General features: G+C 48.7%; 20 protein-coding genes and 1 tRNA gene. 14 read left to right on the forward strand and 7 right to left on the reverse strand.

What is annotated here, in order from left to right:
- Positions 1 to 353 precede the first annotated feature (353 nt).
- Both GJV52_RS02260 and GJV52_RS02265 read right to left on the reverse strand, forming a co-directional pair.
- Positions 354 to 1,526, reverse strand: a complete 1,173-nt coding sequence (locus GJV52_RS02260; protein WP_198511412.1) for a family 20 glycosylhydrolase — start codon at positions 1,524 to 1,526, stop codon at positions 354 to 356.
- A 143-nt stretch (positions 1,527 to 1,669) separates the two neighbouring features.
- Positions 1,670 to 1,754, reverse strand: a tRNA-Leu gene (locus tag GJV52_RS02265).
- Between the two features lie 272 nt (positions 1,755 to 2,026).
- Between GJV52_RS02265 and GJV52_RS02270 the strand changes: the two genes are divergently transcribed.
- The 3 genes from GJV52_RS02270 to hisD all read left to right on the forward strand — a co-directional run bounded on the left by GJV52_RS02270 (position 2,027) and on the right by hisD (position 4,799).
- Complete coding sequence (locus GJV52_RS02270; protein WP_095502011.1) at positions 2,027 to 2,701, forward strand: SCO family protein; 675 nt, start codon at positions 2,027 to 2,029, stop codon at positions 2,699 to 2,701.
- A 74-nt stretch (positions 2,702 to 2,775) separates the two neighbouring features.
- A complete protein-coding gene (gene hisG / locus GJV52_RS02275; RefSeq protein ID WP_100564228.1) occupies positions 2,776 to 3,432 on the forward strand; it encodes an ATP phosphoribosyltransferase in 657 nt (218 codons plus the stop codon).
- 74 nt (positions 3,433 to 3,506) lie between these two features.
- Positions 3,507 to 4,799: a histidinol dehydrogenase gene (gene hisD, locus GJV52_RS02280; RefSeq protein WP_100564230.1), complete on the forward strand. Its 1,293-nt coding sequence runs from the start codon at positions 3,507 to 3,509 to the stop codon at positions 4,797 to 4,799.
- A gap of 245 nt (positions 4,800 to 5,044) precedes the next feature.
- On the opposite strand, the gene GJV52_RS02285 is transcribed toward hisD, so the two are convergent.
- Positions 5,045 to 5,884: an aldo/keto reductase gene (locus GJV52_RS02285; RefSeq protein WP_095502008.1), complete on the reverse strand. Its 840-nt coding sequence runs from the start codon at positions 5,882 to 5,884 to the stop codon at positions 5,045 to 5,047.
- Positions 5,885 to 6,375: 491 nt separating this feature from the next.
- Between GJV52_RS02285 and GJV52_RS02290 the strand changes: the two genes are divergently transcribed.
- The 6 genes from GJV52_RS02290 to nqrF are packed head-to-tail and all read left to right on the forward strand — an operon-like array spanning position 6,376 to position 12,170.
- Positions 6,376 to 7,719, forward strand: a complete 1,344-nt coding sequence (locus tag GJV52_RS02290) for a Na(+)-translocating NADH-quinone reductase subunit A (protein ID WP_100564232.1) — start codon at positions 6,376 to 6,378, stop codon at positions 7,717 to 7,719.
- 2 nt (positions 7,720 to 7,721) lie between these two features.
- Positions 7,722 to 8,954, forward strand: a complete 1,233-nt coding sequence (locus GJV52_RS02295; RefSeq protein WP_100564234.1) for an NADH:ubiquinone reductase (Na(+)-transporting) subunit B — start codon at positions 7,722 to 7,724, stop codon at positions 8,952 to 8,954.
- The gene (locus GJV52_RS02300) at positions 8,947 to 9,717 is read left to right on the forward strand and encodes a Na(+)-translocating NADH-quinone reductase subunit C (RefSeq protein ID WP_100564236.1); all 771 of its coding nucleotides are present in this window, start codon (positions 8,947 to 8,949) and stop codon (positions 9,715 to 9,717) included. The genes GJV52_RS02295 and GJV52_RS02300 overlap by 8 nt, the downstream gene beginning before the upstream one ends.
- Positions 9,717 to 10,343 (forward strand): NADH:ubiquinone reductase (Na(+)-transporting) subunit D, encoded by a 627-nt coding sequence (locus GJV52_RS02305; protein WP_095502004.1) that lies wholly within the window; start codon positions 9,717 to 9,719, stop codon positions 10,341 to 10,343. The genes GJV52_RS02300 and GJV52_RS02305 overlap by 1 nt, the downstream gene beginning before the upstream one ends.
- Before the next feature lie 3 nt (positions 10,344 to 10,346).
- The gene (gene nqrE, locus GJV52_RS02310; RefSeq protein ID WP_095502003.1) at positions 10,347 to 10,940 is read left to right on the forward strand and encodes an NADH:ubiquinone reductase (Na(+)-transporting) subunit E; all 594 of its coding nucleotides are present in this window, start codon (positions 10,347 to 10,349) and stop codon (positions 10,938 to 10,940) included.
- Between the two features lie 12 nt (positions 10,941 to 10,952).
- Entirely contained in the window at positions 10,953 to 12,170 is a 1,218-nt protein-coding gene (gene nqrF, locus GJV52_RS02315) for an NADH:ubiquinone reductase (Na(+)-transporting) subunit F (protein ID WP_095502002.1), read from the forward strand.
- A gap of 92 nt (positions 12,171 to 12,262) precedes the next feature.
- On the opposite strand, the gene GJV52_RS02320 is transcribed toward nqrF, so the two are convergent.
- On the reverse strand, positions 12,263 to 12,724 hold the full coding sequence (locus tag GJV52_RS02320; protein ID WP_095502001.1) for a DMT family transporter: 462 nt from the start codon (positions 12,722 to 12,724) through the stop codon (positions 12,263 to 12,265).
- Positions 12,725 to 13,002: 278 nt separating this feature from the next.
- Between GJV52_RS02320 and GJV52_RS02325 the strand changes: the two genes are divergently transcribed.
- Both GJV52_RS02325 and nqrM read left to right on the forward strand, forming a co-directional pair.
- Positions 13,003 to 14,043 (forward strand): FAD:protein FMN transferase, encoded by a 1,041-nt coding sequence (locus tag GJV52_RS02325; protein ID WP_095501999.1) that lies wholly within the window; start codon positions 13,003 to 13,005, stop codon positions 14,041 to 14,043.
- A 21-nt stretch (positions 14,044 to 14,064) separates the two neighbouring features.
- A complete protein-coding gene (nqrM, locus tag GJV52_RS02330) occupies positions 14,065 to 14,289 on the forward strand; it encodes a (Na+)-NQR maturation NqrM (protein WP_095501998.1) in 225 nt (74 codons plus the stop codon).
- Between the two features lie 75 nt (positions 14,290 to 14,364).
- On the opposite strand, the gene pheA is transcribed toward nqrM, so the two are convergent.
- Both pheA and GJV52_RS02340 read right to left on the reverse strand, forming a co-directional pair.
- Positions 14,365 to 15,447, reverse strand: coding sequence for a prephenate dehydratase (gene pheA, locus GJV52_RS02335; RefSeq protein ID WP_100564238.1), 1,083 nt, complete (start codon positions 15,445 to 15,447; stop codon positions 14,365 to 14,367).
- 159 nt (positions 15,448 to 15,606) lie between these two features.
- On the reverse strand, positions 15,607 to 16,842 hold the full coding sequence (locus GJV52_RS02340; RefSeq protein ID WP_100564239.1) for a multidrug effflux MFS transporter: 1,236 nt from the start codon (positions 16,840 to 16,842) through the stop codon (positions 15,607 to 15,609).
- 184 nt (positions 16,843 to 17,026) lie between these two features.
- Here GJV52_RS02340 and GJV52_RS02345 point away from each other — a divergent pair, with 184 nt between their 5' ends.
- The 3 genes from GJV52_RS02345 to GJV52_RS02355 all read left to right on the forward strand — a co-directional run bounded on the left by GJV52_RS02345 (position 17,027) and on the right by GJV52_RS02355 (position 19,899).
- Positions 17,027 to 17,986 (forward strand): IS30 family transposase, encoded by a 960-nt coding sequence (locus GJV52_RS02345; protein WP_154143172.1) that lies wholly within the window; start codon positions 17,027 to 17,029, stop codon positions 17,984 to 17,986.
- 124 nt (positions 17,987 to 18,110) lie between these two features.
- The gene (gene serC, locus GJV52_RS02350) at positions 18,111 to 19,217 is read left to right on the forward strand and encodes a phosphoserine transaminase (protein WP_095502912.1); all 1,107 of its coding nucleotides are present in this window, start codon (positions 18,111 to 18,113) and stop codon (positions 19,215 to 19,217) included.
- Between the two features lie 124 nt (positions 19,218 to 19,341).
- On the forward strand, positions 19,342 to 19,899 hold the full coding sequence (locus GJV52_RS02355) for a nitroreductase family protein (protein WP_095502911.1): 558 nt from the start codon (positions 19,342 to 19,344) through the stop codon (positions 19,897 to 19,899).
- 79 nt (positions 19,900 to 19,978) lie between these two features.
- On the opposite strand, the gene GJV52_RS02360 is transcribed toward GJV52_RS02355, so the two are convergent.
- Positions 19,979 to 20,860, reverse strand: coding sequence for a carbohydrate kinase family protein (locus tag GJV52_RS02360; protein ID WP_100562489.1), 882 nt, complete (start codon positions 20,858 to 20,860; stop codon positions 19,979 to 19,981).
- Positions 20,861 to 20,893 lie beyond the last annotated feature (33 nt).

Consider the following 20,893-nt stretch of genomic DNA (forward strand, 5'->3'; position numbering starts at 1 on the left):
GTCACAGCACCTGTAATGCAAGCCTATCAAGTAGCGATTTAGGGTACGCACATTGCTAGGACACGACGACAGCCAATCCGTTTGGACAATTGGATTAAGGCTCAGAGTTTATGAAAATGAAGAAGCCCAACGATAACCTAATCTGCGTTTTCAGGCAAGACAAAAACTTTCATCTTTTAACATTATTTTTATTAAATTTAATTACTGTTTGATTTTTATAAAATAAATATCCACCAATCGGTTATGTGTTTCTGATTGGCATGCCACAATTGTCTACAGTTTGAATAAGCACTCGAAGGTTAATAAATAGGCCGTCTGAAATTTTTAAACGTTCAGACGGCCTATTTATTCATTTAATTGTGATTATTTGCCTTAGCCAACACAGCTTTTAATAGTTTCTGCGTATGGGTAAACACAGTTTGATCGCTTAATGAATCAGAATGCTCACCCCACACCGCCAAAGCCGCTCCGCCGATGGCCTGCTGTTGCGATGGCGGTAAAGCGTTTTGACTATTGGCATCGTCCCACACGCCTAAATGCCAATGCTGCTCGACACCGCGAATGGCGTAATTGGTATCATGGGAAGAGCCGACATCCGAACTAGGAATAAAATAAAGATAATAAGAATTGTAGTTCCACACTTTAAAACCGGCTTCAATCAATTCCGGCATACTGGCGCGCAGATTGCGGCGTTTCTTGCGCTCGGTTTTGTCTTGCGCATTACCGTCGTAGCTCCAATAGGTTATCTCGATTTGCTGATTTAAATCAGCCAAACTTTGCTTAATGACACCATCATTCCACATCTGGGTTTTACAGCCTTTACGGTCGAGAAAATCAGCCAATCGGTTTACATAGGCGACAAATTCAGGGTGGCTTTCTACGCTGTAGCCAAACTCATCCGCACCAATATGAAAGCGTTTACTGTACGGAAACTTGGCCATTACTTCCACCATTAAGGTTTCTACCAAAGCAATACTTTGCGGATTGGTAATATCGATTTCATCATCCACCACATTCGATTTAATCGACCGCACATAATCTTCGCCGCGATGATGTATGAGCAGCGCAAAAATGCCATCCATATGATTTGGGCTGCCTAATTCCGGTATCAACTCAATCTTTTTCTCATGTGCATAAGCCACAATTTCACCCAACTGCACATCACTCAAAAAAAGTTTGCCGGTTTGCGGATTACGATAAAGGCCGTCTGAAACATCTGCATCGGTGGCTTTCTGGTTTAATAACTCACTTTCCAAACCGTAATTCTCATGGTCAGAAAAATGCAGGTGTAGAAAACCGCCGCCATTTTCGGCCAGCGTATCAATATATTGCTTGATTACCGCCACCGAATAATAACGGCGCGCATTATCCAGCATCAGGCCATTATGCTTGCCTTGTGCCGACAGATTATCCGCATGTGCCGAACGGCTGTCGCAAGCAGCATTAGCCAATAAGAAACATGCCATGATGAAATATAAAAAGAATCTTTGCAGCGATGCGCGCAAAGTAGAGAATTGTTTGTTCATAATTGAAATCCGTGAAAGTAAAATTCAACAGATTTCCCGCTGGCAAACGAATGCCACTCCCAAGCATGATGATGAAATGAAGATTATGTTTTTTAATAATGCAAAACAAAAACGGTCGCTTTTAAGCGACCGTTTTCAGAATTTGGTGCCCAGGGTCGGACTCGAACCGACACACCTTGCGGCGGGGGATTTTGAGTCCCCTGCGTCTACCAATTTCGCCACCTGGGCGGTGAAGAAGTCGCTATTATAGCCAGCACAAAAAACTTGTAAAGTGCTTTTGATGATTTTTTTGACAATTAAATGACAATTTATTGATTAAAAATGAAATTATATTTATCAAATTTCAAATTCACTCGGTGTTAATGTGCAAGCCAAATGTGCATCTATATCAAACTTTGATGAATTTTCTATAAAATTCATGAGAAATGCTACATTTCAAGGAACAAAAGCGTTAAGATACGGGATATTGTCTCGCAAAACTCAATCAATCGGAGAATACCATGCCCATCACAGCCAAAAAGTTTGTATTCAGCGTTTTTGCCTTAGCCGCTCTGGCTGCGTGCCAACCTAAAGAAGAAGCCGCACCGAAAGCACCTGAAGCACCTGCTTCTACCGCTCCAAGCACCGAAGTCGCGCCAGCTAAAAAAGCAGCCGTACCGGGTCAAATCAACGGCACCGATATGCGCAAAGAAGATATCGGCGGTGATTTTGAAATGACCGATGGCGACGGCAAACCATTTAAATTAAGCGATTTGAAAGGCAATGTGGTGGTATTGTCGTTTGGTTATACCCACTGTCCTGACGTTTGCCCGACTGAATTGCTGACTTACAGCGATACTTTAAAACAATTGGGCGACGATGCCAAAAATGTGAAAGTGGTATTCGCCAGCGTTGACCCTGAACGCGACACGCCGGAGCTGATTGGCAAATACGCCAAACAATTCCACCCTGATTTCATCGGCATTACCGCCACCGAAGGCCAAGCCCTGCCGGTGATTAAACAGCAATACCGTGTGGTATCAGCCAAAGTCAACCAAAAAGAAGGCAGCGCCAACTATCTGGTTGACCACACTTCAGGCGCGTATTTGATTGACAAAGAAGGCGAAGTCGCCATCTTCTCACCTTACGGCACCGAACCTGATGCCGTTGCTGCCGACATCCGCACTTTATTATAATATCCATGCCGTCTGAAAGATTTTTTCAGACGGCCTTTCGCTATCCACACACCCAAAATAGAGCAGAATCCACAATGACTGACAACGCATTAACCATTGCCCTTTCTAAAGGCCGGATTTTCGATGAAACCCTTCCCCTGCTGGCCGCTGCCGGTATCGTTCCGACCGAAAACCCTGAAGAATCACGCAAACTCATCATCGACACCAATCATGAAAATATCCGCTTGGTGATTGTGCGCGCGAGCGATGTGCCGACTTATGTGCAATACGGCGCAGCCGACTTTGGTATTGCCGGTAAAGACGTGTTAATCGAACACGGCGGCGATGGCCTGTATCAACCGCTCGATTTGCAGATTGCCAAATGCCGCATGATGGTTGCCGTGCGCAAAGGCTTTGATTACGAAAGCGTTTCCCAACCGGGCAGCCGCTTACGCATTGCCACCAAATATCCGAATATCGCCGCCGAGCATTTTGCCGCCAAAGGTGTGCACGTCGACATCATCAAACTTTACGGCTCAATGGAACTTGCGCCGCTGGTCGGCTTGAGTGATGCGATTGTCGATTTGGTTTCCACCGGCGGCACGCTCAAAGCCAACAACCTCGAAGCGGTAGAACACATCGTCGATATTTCCAGCCGCTTGGTGGTGAATAAAGCTGCATTAAAAACCAAACACACCCTGCTTGAGCCAATTATCCAAGCCTTTGCCGGCGTGGTAAACGGCGACAAATAATATTTTTCAGACGGCCTTATCATTTGCATAGGCCGTCTGAAACGCAATTTTTACTATGAAAATAAAGGCAAGTCATGAAATTTCTCAACACCCAATCCGACAGTTTCCAAGCCGAACTCAAAGCCCTATTGGCTTTTGAAACCGCGCAAGACCCCAAAGTCGATCAAATCGTGGCCGACATCTGCGCCGATGTGCAAAAACGCGGCGATGCGGCCTTAATCGAATACACCAATAAATTTGACGGCACTTCCGCGCAAACCATCGCCGATTTGACCTTAACCCAAGATGATTTGAAAAACGCGTTTGACCGCATTCCGGCGGAAGTTCAGACGGCCTTACAGACTTCAGCCAAACGTGTGGAAAGCTACCACCAACGCCAAAAAATGGAATCGTGGCAATATACCGATGAAGACGGCACTCTGCTCGGCCAACAAATCACCCCGCTCGACCGCGTGGGCATTTATGTGCCAGGTGGCAAAGCAGCCTATCCGAGCAGCGTGATTATGAATGCCATGCCTGCGCACGTGGCCGGTGTGAAAGAAATCATCATGGTGGTGCCGACGCCGAAAGGCGAGCGCAACGACATCGTTTTGGCCGCCGCTTATGTGGCCGGCGTAACCAAAGTATTTACTGTCGGCGGCGCGCAAGCCGTGGCAGCGTTGGCTTACGGCACCGAAACCGTGCCGCAAGTCGATAAAATTACCGGCCCGGGCAATGCCTTTGTCGCCGCTGCCAAACGTCGCGTGTTCGGCGTGGTCGGCATCGACATGGTGGCAGGGCCGTCTGAAATTTTGGTGATTGCCGATGGCTCCACGCCTGCCGATTGGGTGGCGATGGATTTGTTCAGTCAAGCCGAACACGACGAAATTGCACAAGCCATTTTAATCGGCACGTCGCAAGCGTATTTGGACGAAGTGAAAGCCGCCATGGACAAGCTGATTGAAGAAATGCCGCGCCGCGACATCATCGAAGCCAGCTTGGGCAACCGTGGTGCCATGATTTTGGCCAAAGATTTGGACGAAGCCTGCGAGATTGCCAACTACATTGCGCCGGAGCATTTGGAATTATCGGTTGAAAACGCCGAAGCATGGGCGCAGAAAATCCGCCATGCCGGTGCGATTTTCATGGGCAAATACACCAGCGAGAGCTTGGGCGATTATTGCGCAGGCCCGAACCACGTTTTGCCGACTAGCCGCACCGCCCGTTTCTCGTCGCCATTGGGCACATACGATTTCCAAAAACGCTCAAGCCTGATTCAAGTTTCCGAAGCCGGTGCACAAAAACTGGGACAAATCGCCAGCGTATTGGCACACGGCGAAAGCCTGACCGCCCACGCCCGTGCCGCAGAGTTCCGCTTGAAAGATTGATGGTGTAAATAACAAGGCCAAGACCTTTGTAAAACTCGTTATTTTTCATAAATCTTTAAACCGTCATTCCCGTGCAGGCGGGAATCCAGAATGTTAAACTTCTGAAATAGTTAAATATTCCTGAAAACGATAGGTCTGGATTCCCGCCTGCACGGGAATGACGAGCGTAGTTTTCTTAGTTCAAATTGAATTTTACAAAGGTCTCAGGCCGCCTGAAAATGAATATTTCAGACGGCCTCATCTGATTATTGAATATCCAGCGGCACGCGCCATTGTGGTGCAGGATAAGCTTCATCCAAAGCCGCATATTGCTCGGGCGACAAACGGATAGCCAAGCAATCGACCAATTCCTTCATATGCGTTGTTTTGCCGGTGCGCGGAATCGATACCATATTTTGCTGCGCCAAAGTAAAACACAGCAACACTTGATACACGCTGATGTTGAGTTCAGCCGCCACTTGGCGAACTGCCGGATGATGCAGCAAATCATCCTGTAAATCACCGGCCTGCGCCAGCGGACAATAGGCAATGGTAGAAATTGCATGGGCATCCTGCCATGGTTTCAGCGCAAACTCGATACCGCGCGAGCCCAAGTGATAGAGCACTTCATTGGTTTCGCAATTGGTGCCGCCTACATCATGCAATTCCTGCATGTCTTCCAAATCAAAGTTTGACACGCCCCATGCTTTGATTTTGCCTTTTTGCACCATGTTTTCCATCAGCTCAACCGTTTCGGCCAAAGGTGTGGCACCGCGCCAATGGTAAAGATACATATCCAGATAATCGGTTTGCAGTTGACGCAACGAAGCATCCAAGCTGCGCTCTAAATTTCGGCAGTTGGCATTGCTCGGCAACACTTTAGAAATCAGGTAAATGCTGTCTCGCGCAAACGGCTGAATCGCTTCGCCGACTAGATTTTCCGAACGTCCGTTGCCATACATTTCGGCAGTATCGATAATCGACACGCCGTGTTCCAAGCCGTAACGCAATGCGGCAATTTCTTCTTGGCGCGTGGCAGCACGGTCGCCTAAATACCATGTTCCCATGCCTAATTTACCGTGATTGAGCAGTGTACTTTTTGCCATGATGACTCTCCGATTGGGTTGAATACTGGCTTATTTTAGTCTGATTTTTGTGGGGTTGCTTTATTCATCGGCCTATTCTTTTCAGACGGCCCCAACTCTTTTTCAGCCATATCGTTTCTTAAGGTATTATTTTTATATCATAATTTATTAGTTATTATGGCTTACTGAATTAGCCTTATAAGTGAAAAAATCTGGCGGAATGTGACAAAAATCCGTCCATTCCTGTTAAAATCCCAAAGATTTTATTTATTCAGCCATTTGAATATTTTTAAATCGTTTTTTCTTTGAAACTCGGTTTCAGGCGGCCTCTATCAGCTATCGTCCATTATTTAATAATAAAAACAAAGATTAGCCCCATTAGGCTGATGACCGAATAAATTGATTTGATTTTGAAGAAAAATGTGTCTTTATCCAAAATACCGACGTCGGTGGTTACACTCAACACCATCGGCTTGCCAGTTTTTTAACCTAGTAAGAAGTAACGCATCTCTATGATTAAGATAAAAAAAGGCTTAGACCTGCCTATTGCAGGCCGACCGGAGCAAACCATCTATGATGGTCCGGCCATTACCGAAGTCGCGTTGCTTGGCGAAGAATATGTCGGCATGCGCCCCTCGATGAAAGTCAAGGAAGGCGATGTCGTCAAAAAAGGCCAAGTATTGTTTGAAGACAAGAAAAATCCGGGCGTGGTCTTTACCGCTCCGGCTTCAGGCACCATCACGGCGATCAACCGTGGTGAGAAACGTGTATTGCAATCTGTGGTGATTTCCGTTGCAGGCAACGATGAAATCACCTTCGAGCAATATTCTGCCGAAGCCTTGTCAGGCTTGAGCAGCGAGCAAGTGCGCGCCAATCTGATTCAATCAGGTTTGTGGACAGCATTGCGTACCCGCCCGTTCAGCAAAACACCTGCGGTTGACGCTAACCCTGCGGCGATTTTTGTCAACGCCATGGACACCAATCCTTTGGCTGCCGACCCAACTGTCATCATTGCCGAAAAAGCGGCTGACTTCACCAACGGCTTGCGTGTATTAAGCCGATTGACTGAACGCACGGTGCATGTGTGTAAAGCAGCCGGTGCCAATGTGCCGTCTGAAAGCGCAGCCAATATCGCCGTACACGAATTCGATGGCCCACATCCGGCCGGCCTGAGCGGCACACACATCCACTTTATCGAGCCTGTCGGCGCGAACAAAACCGTTTGGACCATCAACTATCAAGATGTGATTGCCATTGGTCAATTGTTTACCACAGGCCGTCTGAATACCGAACGCGTGGTCGCTTTGGGCGGTTCGCAAGTCAACAAACCGCGTCTGTTGCGTACCGTATTGGGTGCCAACCTTTCCCAACTCACAGCCGGTGAATTGGTGAATGGCGACAATCGTGTGATTTCCGGCTCCGTGTTAAACGGCGGCATCGCCACCGGCCCACACGATTATCTCGGTCGCTATCACAACCAAGTGTCGGTATTGGAAGAAGGCCGCCACAAGGAGTTTTTCGGCTGGATTGCTCCGCAAGCGGAAAAATACACCATTACCCGCACCACACTCGGTCATTTCCTCAAAAGCAAACTCTTCAAGTTCAACACCGCTGTCAACGGCGGCGACCGTGCCATGGTACCAATCGGCACATACGAACGCATCATGCCGCTCGATATCCTGCCGACCTTGCTCCTGCGTGATTTGATTGTCGGCGACACCGACGGCGCGCAAGCCCTGGGTTGTCTGGAATTGGACGAAGAAGATTTGGCCTTGTGCAGCTTCGTTTGCCCAGGCAAATACGAATACGGCCCGCTGTTGCGCAAAGTGCTGGATACTATTGAGAAGGAAGGCTGATTATGGGCTTGAAACATTTTTTAGAAAAAATCGAACCGCACTTCCTGCCGGGCGGCAAACACGAAAAGTGGTACGCGCTCTATGAAGCGGCGGCAACGATTTTCTATACGCAAGGTGCGGTAACGCGCAAAGCGGCACACGTCCGCGACGCGCTCGACTCTAAGCGTATGATGATTATGGTATGGCTGGCGCTGTTTCCGGCCATGTTCTACGGTATGTACAACGTGGGTGCGCAAGCATTTGCTGTATTAACGCCGGAATTATTGCCACAAAGCATTGCCAATGATTGGCATTATGCCTTAGCCAATGCTTTGGGCATCAACATGGCGGCCGATGCGGGCTGGTTGAGCAAAATGCTCTTCGGTGCGATTTTCTTTGTGCCGATTTACGCCACCGTATTTATCGTCGGCGGTTTCTGGGAAGTATTGTTCGCCACAATCCGCAAACACGAAATAAACGAAGGTTTCTTCGTGACTTCGATTCTGTTTGCCTTAATCGTTCCCCCTACCCTGCCGTTGTGGCAGGCCGCCTTGGGTATTACCTTTGGTGTTGTGGTGGCGAAAGAAGTATTCGGCGGTACCGGTAAAAACTTCATGAACCCTGCACTGGCAGGCCGTGCATTCCTGTTCTTTGCTTATCCTGCCAACATCAGCGGCGATAAAGTATGGACTGCCATTGACGGCTATTCAGGTGCAACCGCTTTGGCACAATGGGCTTCAGACGGCATGACCGGCTTAAAAAATGTTGCCACCGGTCAGCCGATTACTTGGATGGATGCTTTTATCGGGAACATGCCAGGCTCGGTTGGCGAGGTATCGACCATCGCGCTAATTATCGGCGGCTTGATGATTGTATTCGCCCGCATCGCTTCTTGGCGCATTATCGCCGGTGTAATGATTGGTATGATTACCACTTCATTGCTGTTTAACGCCATCGGTTCCGACACCAATCCGATGTTTGCCATGCCTTGGTATTGGCATTTGGTATTGGGCGGCTTTGCTATCGGTATGCTGTTTATGGCCACCGATCCGGTCTCTGCTTCGTTTACCAACACCGGTAAATGGTGGTATGGCGCATTAATCGGTGTGATGGCGGTGTTAATCCGCGTGGTTAACCCGGCCTATCCGGAAGGCATGATGTTGGCGATTCTGTTTGCCAACCTGTTTGCCCCGATTTTCGACTACATCGTCGCACAAGCGAACATCAAACGCAGAAAGGCGCGCACCAATGGCTAAATTCAATAAAGACAGCTTCGGCGGCACGCTGGCCGTCGTGATTGTGGTGAGCTTGGTTTGTTCTGTGGTGGTAGCCGGTTCTGCTGTTGGCCTCAAACCCAAACAGCTTGAACAAAAAGCCAAAGACAAACAAAGCTACATCTTAAGCGTAGCCGGTTTGCTCGATGAGAAAACCGACATCGCCAAAACCTATTCCGAAAGAATCGAACCGCGTGTTGTAGATTTGGCAACCGGTGAATATGTTGACAATCCGCCGGAAGGCTTCGATGCCCGCAGCGCGGCCAAAGACCCGCAACAAAACGTGCGCATTGCCCCTGAAGACGATTTGGCCAGCATCAAAACCCGTGCCAAACTCGCCGACGTTTATTTGGTAAAAGACGAAGGCGGCAAGGTCGAGCAAATCGTTTTGCCTATGCACGGCAATGGTTTGTGGTCAGTAATGTATGGTTTTGTTTCTGTGAAACCAGACGGCAACACGCTCAACGGCATCACCTACTACGAGCAGGGTGAAACCCCGGGCTTGGGTGGCGAAATCGCCAATCCTTTGTGGCAGCAAAAATTTGTCGGCAAGAAACTCTACAATGAGCAAGGCAACGTTGCCATCCGTGTTGGTAAAGGCGCAGGCGCCGATCAAGAACACGGCGTAGATGGTTTATCCGGCGCCACACTGACCACCAAAGGCGTGCAAGGTACGTTCGATTACTGGTTTGGCGAAAACGGTTATAAACCTTACTTAGCCAAACTGAAAGCAGGAGCAGAATAATGGCTGACACCAAACGTTTGAAACATTTAATGTTCTCCCCACTGGTAGACAACAACCCGATTGCATTGCAAGTATTGGGTATTTGTTCGGCACTGGCCGTGACCACCAAATTGGAAACCGCCATCGTCATGGGTATTTCCGTAGCATTCGTAACCGGTTTCTCCAGCCTGTTTATCTCGCTGGTGCGCAATTACATCCCCAACAGCATCCGTATTATCGTACAGATGGCGATTATTGCCTCATTGGTAACCTTGGTTGACCAGGTTTTGCAGGCATTTGCTTATGAATTGTCTAAGCAATTGTCGGTATTCGTCGGTCTGATTATTACCAACTGTATCGTAATGGGCCGCGCGGAAGCATTCGCGATGAAAGAGCCGCCGCTGGAAAGCTTTGTTGACGGTTTCGGCAACGGCTTGGGCTATGGCTTGATTTTGATTATCGTAGCCAGCCTGCGTGAATTGATCGGTTCGGGTAAATTGTTCGGCATGACTATTTTCCAAACCATTCAAGACGGCGGCTGGTATCAGGCCAACGGCTTGTTCCTGCTGGCGCCAAGCGCATTCTTTATTATCGGTTTTCTGGTATGGGCCATCCGCACTTGGAAACCTGAACAGGTGGAGAAATAATCCATGGAACATTATCTGAGCTTATTTGTTAAGTCCGTATTCATCGAGAATATGGCCTTGGCCTTCTTCTTAGGCATGTGTACCTTTTTGGCCGTGTCTAAAAAAGTCTCCACTGCTTTTGGTTTGGGTGTTGCGGTCATCGTGGTATTAACGATTGCCGTACCGGTTAACCAATTGGTTTACTCGCTGCTGAAAGAAGGCGCACTGATTGACGGCGTGGATTTGACCTTTTTGAAATTTATTACCTTCATCGGCGTGATTGCCGCATTGGTACAAATTTTGGAAATGGTATTGGACAAATTCTTCCCTGCCCTCTACAACGCCCTCGGTATTTTCCTGCCGCTGATTACCGTAAACTGCGCCATCTTCGGTGGTGTGTCGTTCATGGTGCAGCGTGAATACAACTTCACCGAATCCATCGTTTACGGCTTCGGCGCAGGAACCGGCTGGATGCTGGCGATTGTGGCATTGGCCGGCATCACCGAAAAACTGAAGTATGCCGATGTACCTGACGGCTTAAAAGGTCTGGGTATTACCTTTATCACCGCCGGCCTGATGGCTTTGGCCTTTATGTCGTTCTCCGGCATTCAGTTATAAGGAAGACACACAATGGAAATTATTTTAGGTATTGTGATGTTTACCGTCATCATTTTGATTTTGGCGCTGATGATTCTGTTTGCCAAATCAAAATTGGTTAACGAAGGCGACATCACCATTAAAGTAAACGGCGAAAAAGAGCTAACCATGCCCGCTGGCGGCAAGCTCTTAGGCGCCTTGGCCAATGAAGGCATTTTCATTCCTTCAGCTTGCGGCGGTGGCGGTTCATGCGGCCAATGCCGTGTGGTAGTGAATAGCGGCGGCGGCGATATTTTGCCAACCGAGCTGTCTCACATCACCAAGCGTGAAGCGAAAGCAGGCTGCCGTTTGTCGTGCCAAGTCAATGTCAAAACCGACATGGATATTGAAGTGCCGGAAGAAGTATTCGGCGTGAAAAAATGGGAATGTACCGTCATTTCCAACGACAACAAAGCCACTTTCATTAAAGAATTGAAACTGGCCATTCCTGAAGGTGAAGAAGTGCCGTTCCGCGCTGGTGGTTACATCCAAATCGATGCACCACCGCACACCGTAGCCTACAAAGACTACGATATTCCTGAGGAATATCACGAAGACTGGGACAAACACGACTTGTGGCGCTATGTTTCTAAAGTAGATGAGCCGATTCTGCGCGCCTACTCGATGGCTTCTTATCCGGAAGAAAAAGGCATCATCATGCTGAACGTGCGTATCGCAACTCCGCCACCACGCGAACCTGATGCGCCTCCGGGTCAAATGTCTTCTTACATTTGGTCATTGAAACCGGGCGACAAAGTGACGATTTCCGGCCCATTTGGTGAATTCTTTGCCAAAGACACCGATGCCGAAATGGTGTTCATCGGCGGTGGTGCAGGTATGGCGCCTATGCGTTCACACATTTTCGACCAATTACGCCGTCTGAAATCGAAACGCAAAATCTCATTCTGGTACGGCGCACGTTCGAAACGCGAAATGTTCTACGTGGAAGATTTCGACGAACTGGCTGCAGAAAACGACAACTTCGAATGGCACGTTGCCCTCTCCGACCCACTGCCGGAAGACAACTGGGATGGTTACACAGGCTTCATTCACAATGTCTTGTATGAAAACTACCTGAAAAACCACGAAGCCCCTGAAGATTGCGAATTCTACATGTGCGGCCCACCGGTGATGAACCAAGCCGTGATTAAAATGCTCAAAGACTTGGGCGTAGAAGACGAAAACATCCTGCTGGACGATTTCGGCGGCTAACAAAAAAAGGAAGAAACTTTGGTTTCTTCCTTTTTTATTTTGATGCCGTCTAAACCTTTTCAGACGGCATCACTCTTTCAATCAAATAACTTCTACTTCCAAACCTTATCCCCAAACGAAAACAAAGCCAACCCTACCCCCATTACCACCAAGCCGATTAATTTCGGCATCGTCAGTTCCCGCACCGCCATGCCGATCAAGCCATAATGGTCAATCACCGCCGCCGCCAGCAATTGGCCGATGATAATGACAAACAACATGTTCGCAATACCCAATTTAGGCGCCAACAATACGCTGGTGAACACAAACATCGCACCGAGCAAACCGCCGCTTAATTTCCACCAAGGCTGCTGCCCAATAGTGGCCAAATAGCCGAACAAATCCGTTTTGGCCCAGGTGATGAAAAACAACGCAACCGTGCCGACGGCAAACGAAATCAAAGTAGCGATTAATGTTTCGCCACCCATATACCGCGCCAGTTGCGTATTAATCGCCGCCTGCATGGCCGAAGCCATGCCTGCTGCAAAAGCCAAACCCAGATAAATTGCCCGCATAATAGCGCCCCAAAGATTCAGACGGCTCGAGGCCTTTGGAAATCCCTATCTTTGGCACATTTCTTCGTTATGCGCTGCTCGAAAGCTTGCCCATCTTTGTGATATGTCTGCGCTTTCTGTGCTGCTACAACTTTAGAACTGTACTCAAATCTAGGGATTTTGCAAAGGTCTCGGCCTTTCCAGCCGATTTCCCACCGCTCCATCATCGTTCAGAGCAGCCCGTTGGTGTTCATTTTACGTTACAATAGGCCGTCTGAAAAATTTTGTCGCACACACTCATGTCCGTTTTAAAATCTCTCGCCGTCCTATTCTTCACTGCTACGCTGTTTCTGCTCGCTGCTTGTGGCAAACAAGCGCAAACGGTCACGCTGCAAGGCGAAACTATGGGCACGACATACACCGTCAAATACCTTTCAGACGGCCTTGATTTGCCCAAACCGGAAATCATGCAGACACAAATCGATGATGTGCTGAAAGAAGTCAATCGCCAAATGTCCACCTATCAGCCGGATTCGGAAATCAGCCAATTCAACCAAATGCGTAAAGCCAACCGCCCGCTGAAGATTTCCCAAGATTTTGCTGATGTGGCCGCCGAAGCCGTACGTTTAAACCAAATGACCCAAGGCGCATTAGACGTGACCGTTGGCCCTTTAGTGAACTTATGGGGCTTTGGGCCGGATAAAGCAGTTACCTACTCACCCAGCAAAACCGAAATCGAACAAGCCGCGCAGGCTGTCGGCATCGATAAAATTTTGTTGGCTCACGATGGTGAGTCTGCCACGCTTGCCAAAACCCAAGCCGGTGTTTATTTGGACTTATCTTCCATCGCCAAAGGTTTCGGCGTGGATAAAGTGGCACAACATCTTGAAAAATCAGGCGTTCGCAACTATTTGGTAGAAATAGGCGGCGAATTACACGGCAAAGGCCGCAACGCTTCCGGCGAAGCTTGGCGCGTGGGCATTGAGCAGCCGAATATGGTGCAAGGTAGCGGCACACAAATTATCGTGCCGCTGGATAACCAATCTTTGGCCACTTCGGGCGATTACCGCAATTTCCATTTGGATCAAAACGGCAATCGCCTCTCCCACATCATCAATCCGCAAACGCGCGCGCCGATTCGCCACAAGCTCGCGTCCATCAGCGTGATTGCCGATAACGCCACCACCGCCGACGGCCTGTCCACCGGTTTATTCGTGTTAGGCGAAGAAAAAGCCTTGGCGCTTGCCGAGCAACACGATTTGGCGGTATTCTTAATCATCTACGATGGTGACGGCTACAAAACTGAAATATCAAGTGCATTCAAACAGTTACTTAATTAATTTAACCTTGGAACCCACATCATGAAAACCCTTTTCTTAACCTTCGGCATTTTCCTGCTGGTGATTTTAGGCATGGCAGTCGGCTACATTTTCTCCAAACGCTCGATTAAAGGCAGCTGCGGTGGCATTTCCGCTTTGGGCATGGAAAAAATGTGCGATTGTGAAATCCCTTGCGACACGCTGCAAAAGAAATTGGATGCTGAAAAAGCAGCCGGCGAAAGCAAAGGCATCGTGGTTGATCATTAGTCCATGTTTATAAAAATAAAGGCCGTCTGAAACCCACAAATCAGGTTTCAGATGGCCTTTTGTTTATTTAAAACCTTACAACACCACAGTCGGATACGAGCCAATCACTTTCACAAACGATGCACGTTCGCTCAATAATTGTAGGGCTTTTTGCACGCGCTCATCGTCTTTATGGCCTTCGATATCAATAAAGAACAAATATTCCCACAAAGCCGATTTGCTCGGGCGGCTCTCAAATTTGGTCATGGAAATGCCCAAATCGGTAAACGGCTGCAGTAAACCCATCACCGCACCTGCACGGTTTGGTGTTGAAATCACCAATGAAGTTTTATCGCTGCCGGTGCTGCTGGTATCTTGATGGCCGAGCACCAAAAAGCGCGTGGTGTTGTTCGGTTCATCTTCGATGCAGTCACCGGCAATGTTTAATTGATAAATTTCCGCTGCGGTAATACCGGCAATCGCGGCTAAGGTGCCATCGTCAGACTCGGCCACAATGCGTGCGGCTTCGGCATTGCTGGAAACCGGAATACGCTCGGCATTGGGCAGGTTGCGACCCAGCCAGTCGTTACATTGCGCCAAGGCTTGCGCGTGGGCAAAAACTTTGGTCACACCGTTGATTTCATAGCTGTTTTTACGCAGCAAATTATGATGAATGCGCACCACCACTTCACCGCAGGCTTTAAGGGCGGATACGGCCAGCAAATCCAAAGTGCGGCCGATTGAGCCTTCGGTCGAATTTTCCACCGGCGCCACCAAGTAATCAGCTTGGCGCGTTTCCACCAGCTTGAAACAATCATCCACGGTGGTGCAGGCTTGGGTATAAGCCGCATGGCCGAAATGCTTGATGGCGGCTTGTTGGGTAAACGTGCCTTGCGGGCCCAAATAAGCAATGGTGAGCGGGCGCTCCACCGCCAGACATTCACTCATGATTTCGCGGAACAGGCGCGCCACCGATTCATTCGGCAACGGGCCTTCGTTCAATGCCTGAATGCGGCGCAATACGGCGGCTTCGCGCTCAGGGCGATATACTGTGCCGGTGCCTTTGAGTTCGCCAATGGCGTGGGCATGACCGGCACGTTGGTTCAACAAGCGCAATACGGTGGCGTCGATTTCGTCAATCGCATCGCGGTGGGGTTTTAACTGTTCATCAATCGACATGATGTTTCTCTTGCATGATTCGTGAATGTAGCGATTTTAGCATTAAACAGGCCGTCTGAAAGGCTTTCAGACGGCCTGATAATAGAAATTAAAGCATTAAAGCCCAATGATTGCGGAAAAACAGTATTTCATTGCACCAATCAGGTAAAACTACTATTTTTATTTAAACTCGCCGCGGTTTTTGTCATTTTCAATCCACGCTTCATGCGAACACACCCACAACAGCACAATACCGCATACCGTCGCCGTGAGCATCATCACCGGCATAATCAAGGCCGTGCCGTTGTGCAGCCATGTGGTCAGCATGCCCATTACCGCGCCAATCACCGATTGACACACGCCCAACACCGCATTGGCGCTGCCACCTTCTTTCTTGAAATAGCTCATAAAGCACGCCTGCGTATTGGCGCCGACCAAACCTTGCGTACCGACAGACAACATCACACAACCGACCAGCGCCCACATCGGCGGCAAATCACTCACCAACACCAGCAGCACCATCGATAAATTGGCGGCAAACTGAATGATAATGCCCCAGCGCAAAATATTCTGCGGATGCACGCCGGTTTTCAAGCGCCATGCCGTTACGCGGTTGAACAAGGCCATGGTGATGATGTTCAAACCAAAAATCCACGCATAGCCGTGCGACGACACTTCGTATAAATGCATATAAACAAACGAAGATTCAGTCAAAAAAGCAAACATCGAAGCAAAACTGAATGCTTGGAAAAACAGATAACCCATCGCGCCTTTATTGCGCAATACATGCTTAAACCGGCCACCGACCACAGCAAAAATCTCGCGGCTGATTTTATCGGTGCGCGTCGGTTTGGGCAGGAAAAATGTTACCAACACCAACAATAACACGCTATAAGCGGTTAAAAACCAGAAAATCGCGCGCCAACCGCCCAAACTCTGCAACAACGCACCGACCATCGGTGCCATCAGTGGCACAATCATCAAAATAATGCCAATCAGCGCAAACATCTGCGCCGCTTTACGCCCATCGTAATGGTCGCGCACCAAAGCACCGACCACCACCACCGTCATGCCTGCGCCAAACGCCTGCAGCGCACGCAAGGTCAGCAATTGGTCGACGTTGCTGATCATCGTCAGTCCCAGCACGCTGATGAAATGCAGCGACAGCCCGACCAACGCCACCGGTTTGCGCCCTTTGATGTCTGACACCGAGCCACCAACCAATTGGCCAAATGCCGCACCAAACATAAACATACTCAGGCTCTGCTCGATTCGGTGGATATTCGAGCCCAAGTCTTCCGCCATTTCGGGAATCGCCGGCAGATACGCATCAATCGAAAACGGCATCAGTGCAATCAACATCGCCATTAATACCGCCATCTGCTTTTCGCCCAAAGGCTTTTTCGCAGCAGTCATAACTTCTTTCTGTTCACATTAAAACAAACCGCGCTAGGCGATTGAAAAACCTGAAATTATAGCCCATATCAGATTGCTTTGAAAGCACAAGGCCCTTACATTCGCCTAACAAGTGCAATTTCCAATAACAGAAAAGGCCAGTATGCGGTGGTATACTGCCTTTCCTGACAAGAAAGATTGCAATATGGCCTACACACAACTGACCTCACACCAAAGATACTACATTTCCAGACATTACCGCAACCTACCCCTAAACCAAATCGCACAGAACATCGGTTGTCATCCCGCCACCGTCAGTCGGGAAATCAGACGGCATTCCGTCAACGGAACCTACTGTTACCGAAAAGCACAACAGCAAAGCGAAGTTAAAAAGAAAAACAAAAAGCCAACCAAACTGACTACTGCCGTCAAACAGACTGTTAACAAACTGATTACCCAAAAATACAGCCCCGAACAAGTCTGCGGCTATCTGCTGAAACATCAACACATCAAACTGCACCACAGCACCCTTTACCGCTATCTCGCCAAAGACCGTCAAAACGGCGGCGACCTGTACACCCATCTGCGTATCGTTTCCAAACCCTACCGCAGAAAATACGGCAGCGGTGCATGGACAAAAGGCAGCGTACCGGACAGAACCGACATTGAACACAGACCTGCCATTGTCGATCAAAAAGAGCGGGTCGGCGATTTCGAGATGGACACCATTGTCGGTAAAGATCAAAAAAGCGGACTGGTGGTTGCTGTTGAAAGAAAAACCAAATTTGTCGTTATCCGCAAAATCAGCAATTTCAAAGCAGAAGATGTAGCCCGGGTAGTGATTCGGGCATTGAAGCCGTTTAAAGATATCATTCAAACGATTACTTTGGATAACGGTAAAGAGTTTTACCGACATAAAACCTTTGCCAAAGCCCTGGGTGCGGAAACTTACTTCTGCCGTCCATACCATTCTTGGGAAAAAGGCTTGGTGGAGAATACCAACGGGCTGATCAGACAATACTTCCCAAAGGGGACGGATTTTAGGAAACTGGGTGCTAAAAAGATTAAAGCGGTTGAGGAGGCCCTTAACCGCCGACCGAGAAAGACATTGGACTATGAGACACCGGGTGATCTGTTTTCAGCAGCCCTTGCCAATGGCATTTGAGCGTTGCACTTGAAATGCGAATGTAAGTTTTCAGACGGCCTCAATGTCGGTTTAAATACTTGCTAAACCCGATAGCAAACCCTAAAATCGAATGCTCCATCATTCCTATTGCGAAGAACACACCATGTCTGCCCAGCCGATTTACAATTTCTCCGCCGGCCCTGCCGTTTTGCCTGAAGCCGTTTTGCGTACCGCCCAGCAAGAAATGCTGGATTACAACGGCACCGGTTTCCCCGTGATGGCCATGAGCCACCGCTCCGATATGTTTATGTCGATTTTGCATCATGCCGAACAAGATTTGCGCCAACTGTTAAACATTCCCAATAATTATAAAGTGCTTTTTTTACAAGGCGGTGCAACCACACAATTTAATATGACCGCGATGAATCTGGCGCATGGTTTCGAGCGCATTGATGCCGTGATTACCGGCAACTGGAGCCGCTTGGCAGCCGAGCAAATGCCGCTTTTGGGCGATGCTCAAGTCAACATCGCGGCGCATGGCGGTGAATTGTTTGATTACAAAGACTTGCCTGCCGTGGAAGACTGGAATATTTCCAAAGATTCGGCTTTTGTGCATTTTGCCATCAATGAAACCGTCAACGGCTTGCAATATCAAGACGTGCCAAAACTTTCAAATGGCATGCCGCCTTTGGTGTGTGATATGTCGAGTGAAATTTTATCGCGTAAATTTAACGTGGCTGATTACGGTTTGATTTATGCCGGCGCACAGAAAAACATCGGTCCGGCCGGCGTAACTGTGGTCATTATCCGCGATGATTTGCTGGATCGCTGCCCGAAAAATATTCCAAGCGTGTTCAACTACCGCACCCACATCGAAAAAGACGGCATGTACAACACACCGTCTACCTACCCGATTTACATGTCGGGCTTGGTGTTCCGCTGGCTGCAAACGCAAGGCGGTGTGAAAGCCATCGAAGCGGTGAACAACCTCAAAGCCAAAACGCTTTATGATGCCATCGATAGCAGCGGCGGCTTCTACATCAACCCGATTGCCGTCAACGCCCGCTCTAAAATGAATGTGGTGTTCAAAACCGACAACGACAAACTGGATAAAATGTTCGTGCAAGAAGCCGATTTGCGCGGCTTGCGTTTACTCAAAGGCTACAAAACAGTCGGCGGTATGCGTGCCAGCATTTACAACGCCATGCCACTGGCCGGTGTGGAAGCCTTGGTCGAATTTATGCAGGATTTCCAACGCCGCTACGGTTGATTGAAAACAAAATCATAGGCCGTCTGAACATTTCAGACGGCCTTCTTTTATGACTCACCCATTCGCTTGAAAAAATATTTTGTGCTATAAAGAACCATCACACATCCAATCACAGGAATCTCTCATGAACGCTCTCGAATTATTAACCACCCGACGCTCGTCTAAAAAACTGGTCGCCCCCGCACCCAATGCCGAACAATTGGAAATCATGCTGCAAGCGGCAACCCAAGTGCCGGATCATGGCAATATGCGCCCGTTTAAATTTACCGTAATTCAAAGTGAAGCCGGTTTAACCCGCTTTCGCGAACTCTTGCGCCAAACGGTTACCGAGTTGAACTTCGGTGAAGAATCAATGAAAAAAGCGGAAAAAGTCGGCCACATGGCGCCGATGGTAATTGGCGTGACCTTTGCGCCGAACCAAAATGTGCCGAAACCCAAACCGGAATGGGAACAAATGCTCAGCGCCGCATGCTCGGCCTATGGCTTGCAATTAGCGGCTACCGCACAAGGTTTTGATAATGTTTGGATTACCGGCTTGTGGACCAACAGCCCATTGTTGCGCGAAGCTTTTGGCTGCGGCGAGAAAGACAAAATCATTGGCCTGATTATGGTCGGCACACCCGATGAAGAAACCGGTGGCGCGAAAAACACCGATTTGGATTCGTTTGTGACTTATTGGTAATCAATCCAACAAAATATCAAAAAAGGCCGTCTGAAAGTAAATCCTACTTTCAGACGGCCTTTGATTCATCATGAAAACATTACGCCGGATTCATGAAGGTTTCAATTTCCTGCAAAGAAATTTCAGGTGTCGCTCCATGGCGTGAAGCCACTAAAGCACCCAATGCGCAGGCAAAGGTTACGGCTTCTTGTGGGTCGGCATTGTTCAACAGCTTATACGTCAAACCGGCCAAAAAGCTGTCGCCCGAGCCAACGGTATCGGCTACTTTCACGCGGAAACCGCTGTGGCGGTAAAGCTGGCCGTCGCGATACAAGGCTGCGCCATGACTGCCCAACGTCACCACCAAAGTTTCCACATCGGTGAGCTTGGCGACATAAGCGATATTTTGCTCAATCGAATGATAAGGCGAACCGTACACTTCAGCCAATTCGTACAATTCATCGTCATTCAATTTCACCATGTCAACTTTCTTCATGGTCGCCAACAGGCGGTCGGTATCGTAATGCGGCTTGCGAAGATTGACATCAAAAATCTTGAATTTGGCTTGCTCCAGCAATTGCTCCAGCGTGGCGCGGGAAACTTCGTCACGAGTGGCCAGGCTGCCGAAAATAAACGCATCGGATTCGGCTACACGCTGCAAAGCTTCCGGCTGCACCTGAATGCGGTCCCAAACACAAGGGTAAACAATTTCGTATGAAGCGCTACCGCTTTTATCCAGCGATACTTTCACCAAACTGGTGGCTTGGTCAGGGCAAATCTGCACAAGGTCGGCATTCACGCGCTTACTCAGAATCTGGCGCAACAATTCTTCGCCGTCTTCATCGTCGCCGCGGCAGCTGATGATGCTGCTGTCCGCACCTAAGGCCTTCAGGCGAACAACCACATTCAGCGGCGCACCGCCCAATACTTTTCCGCTTGGGAAATCGTCCCACAGCACTTCACCGAAACTGGTTACTTTCATGCTCAATCTTCCTTAATTAACAACCTACACAAT

It is taken from the genome of Neisseria brasiliensis (assembly GCF_009671065.1).
Classification (GTDB): Bacteria; Pseudomonadota; Gammaproteobacteria; order Burkholderiales; family Neisseriaceae; genus Neisseria; species Neisseria brasiliensis.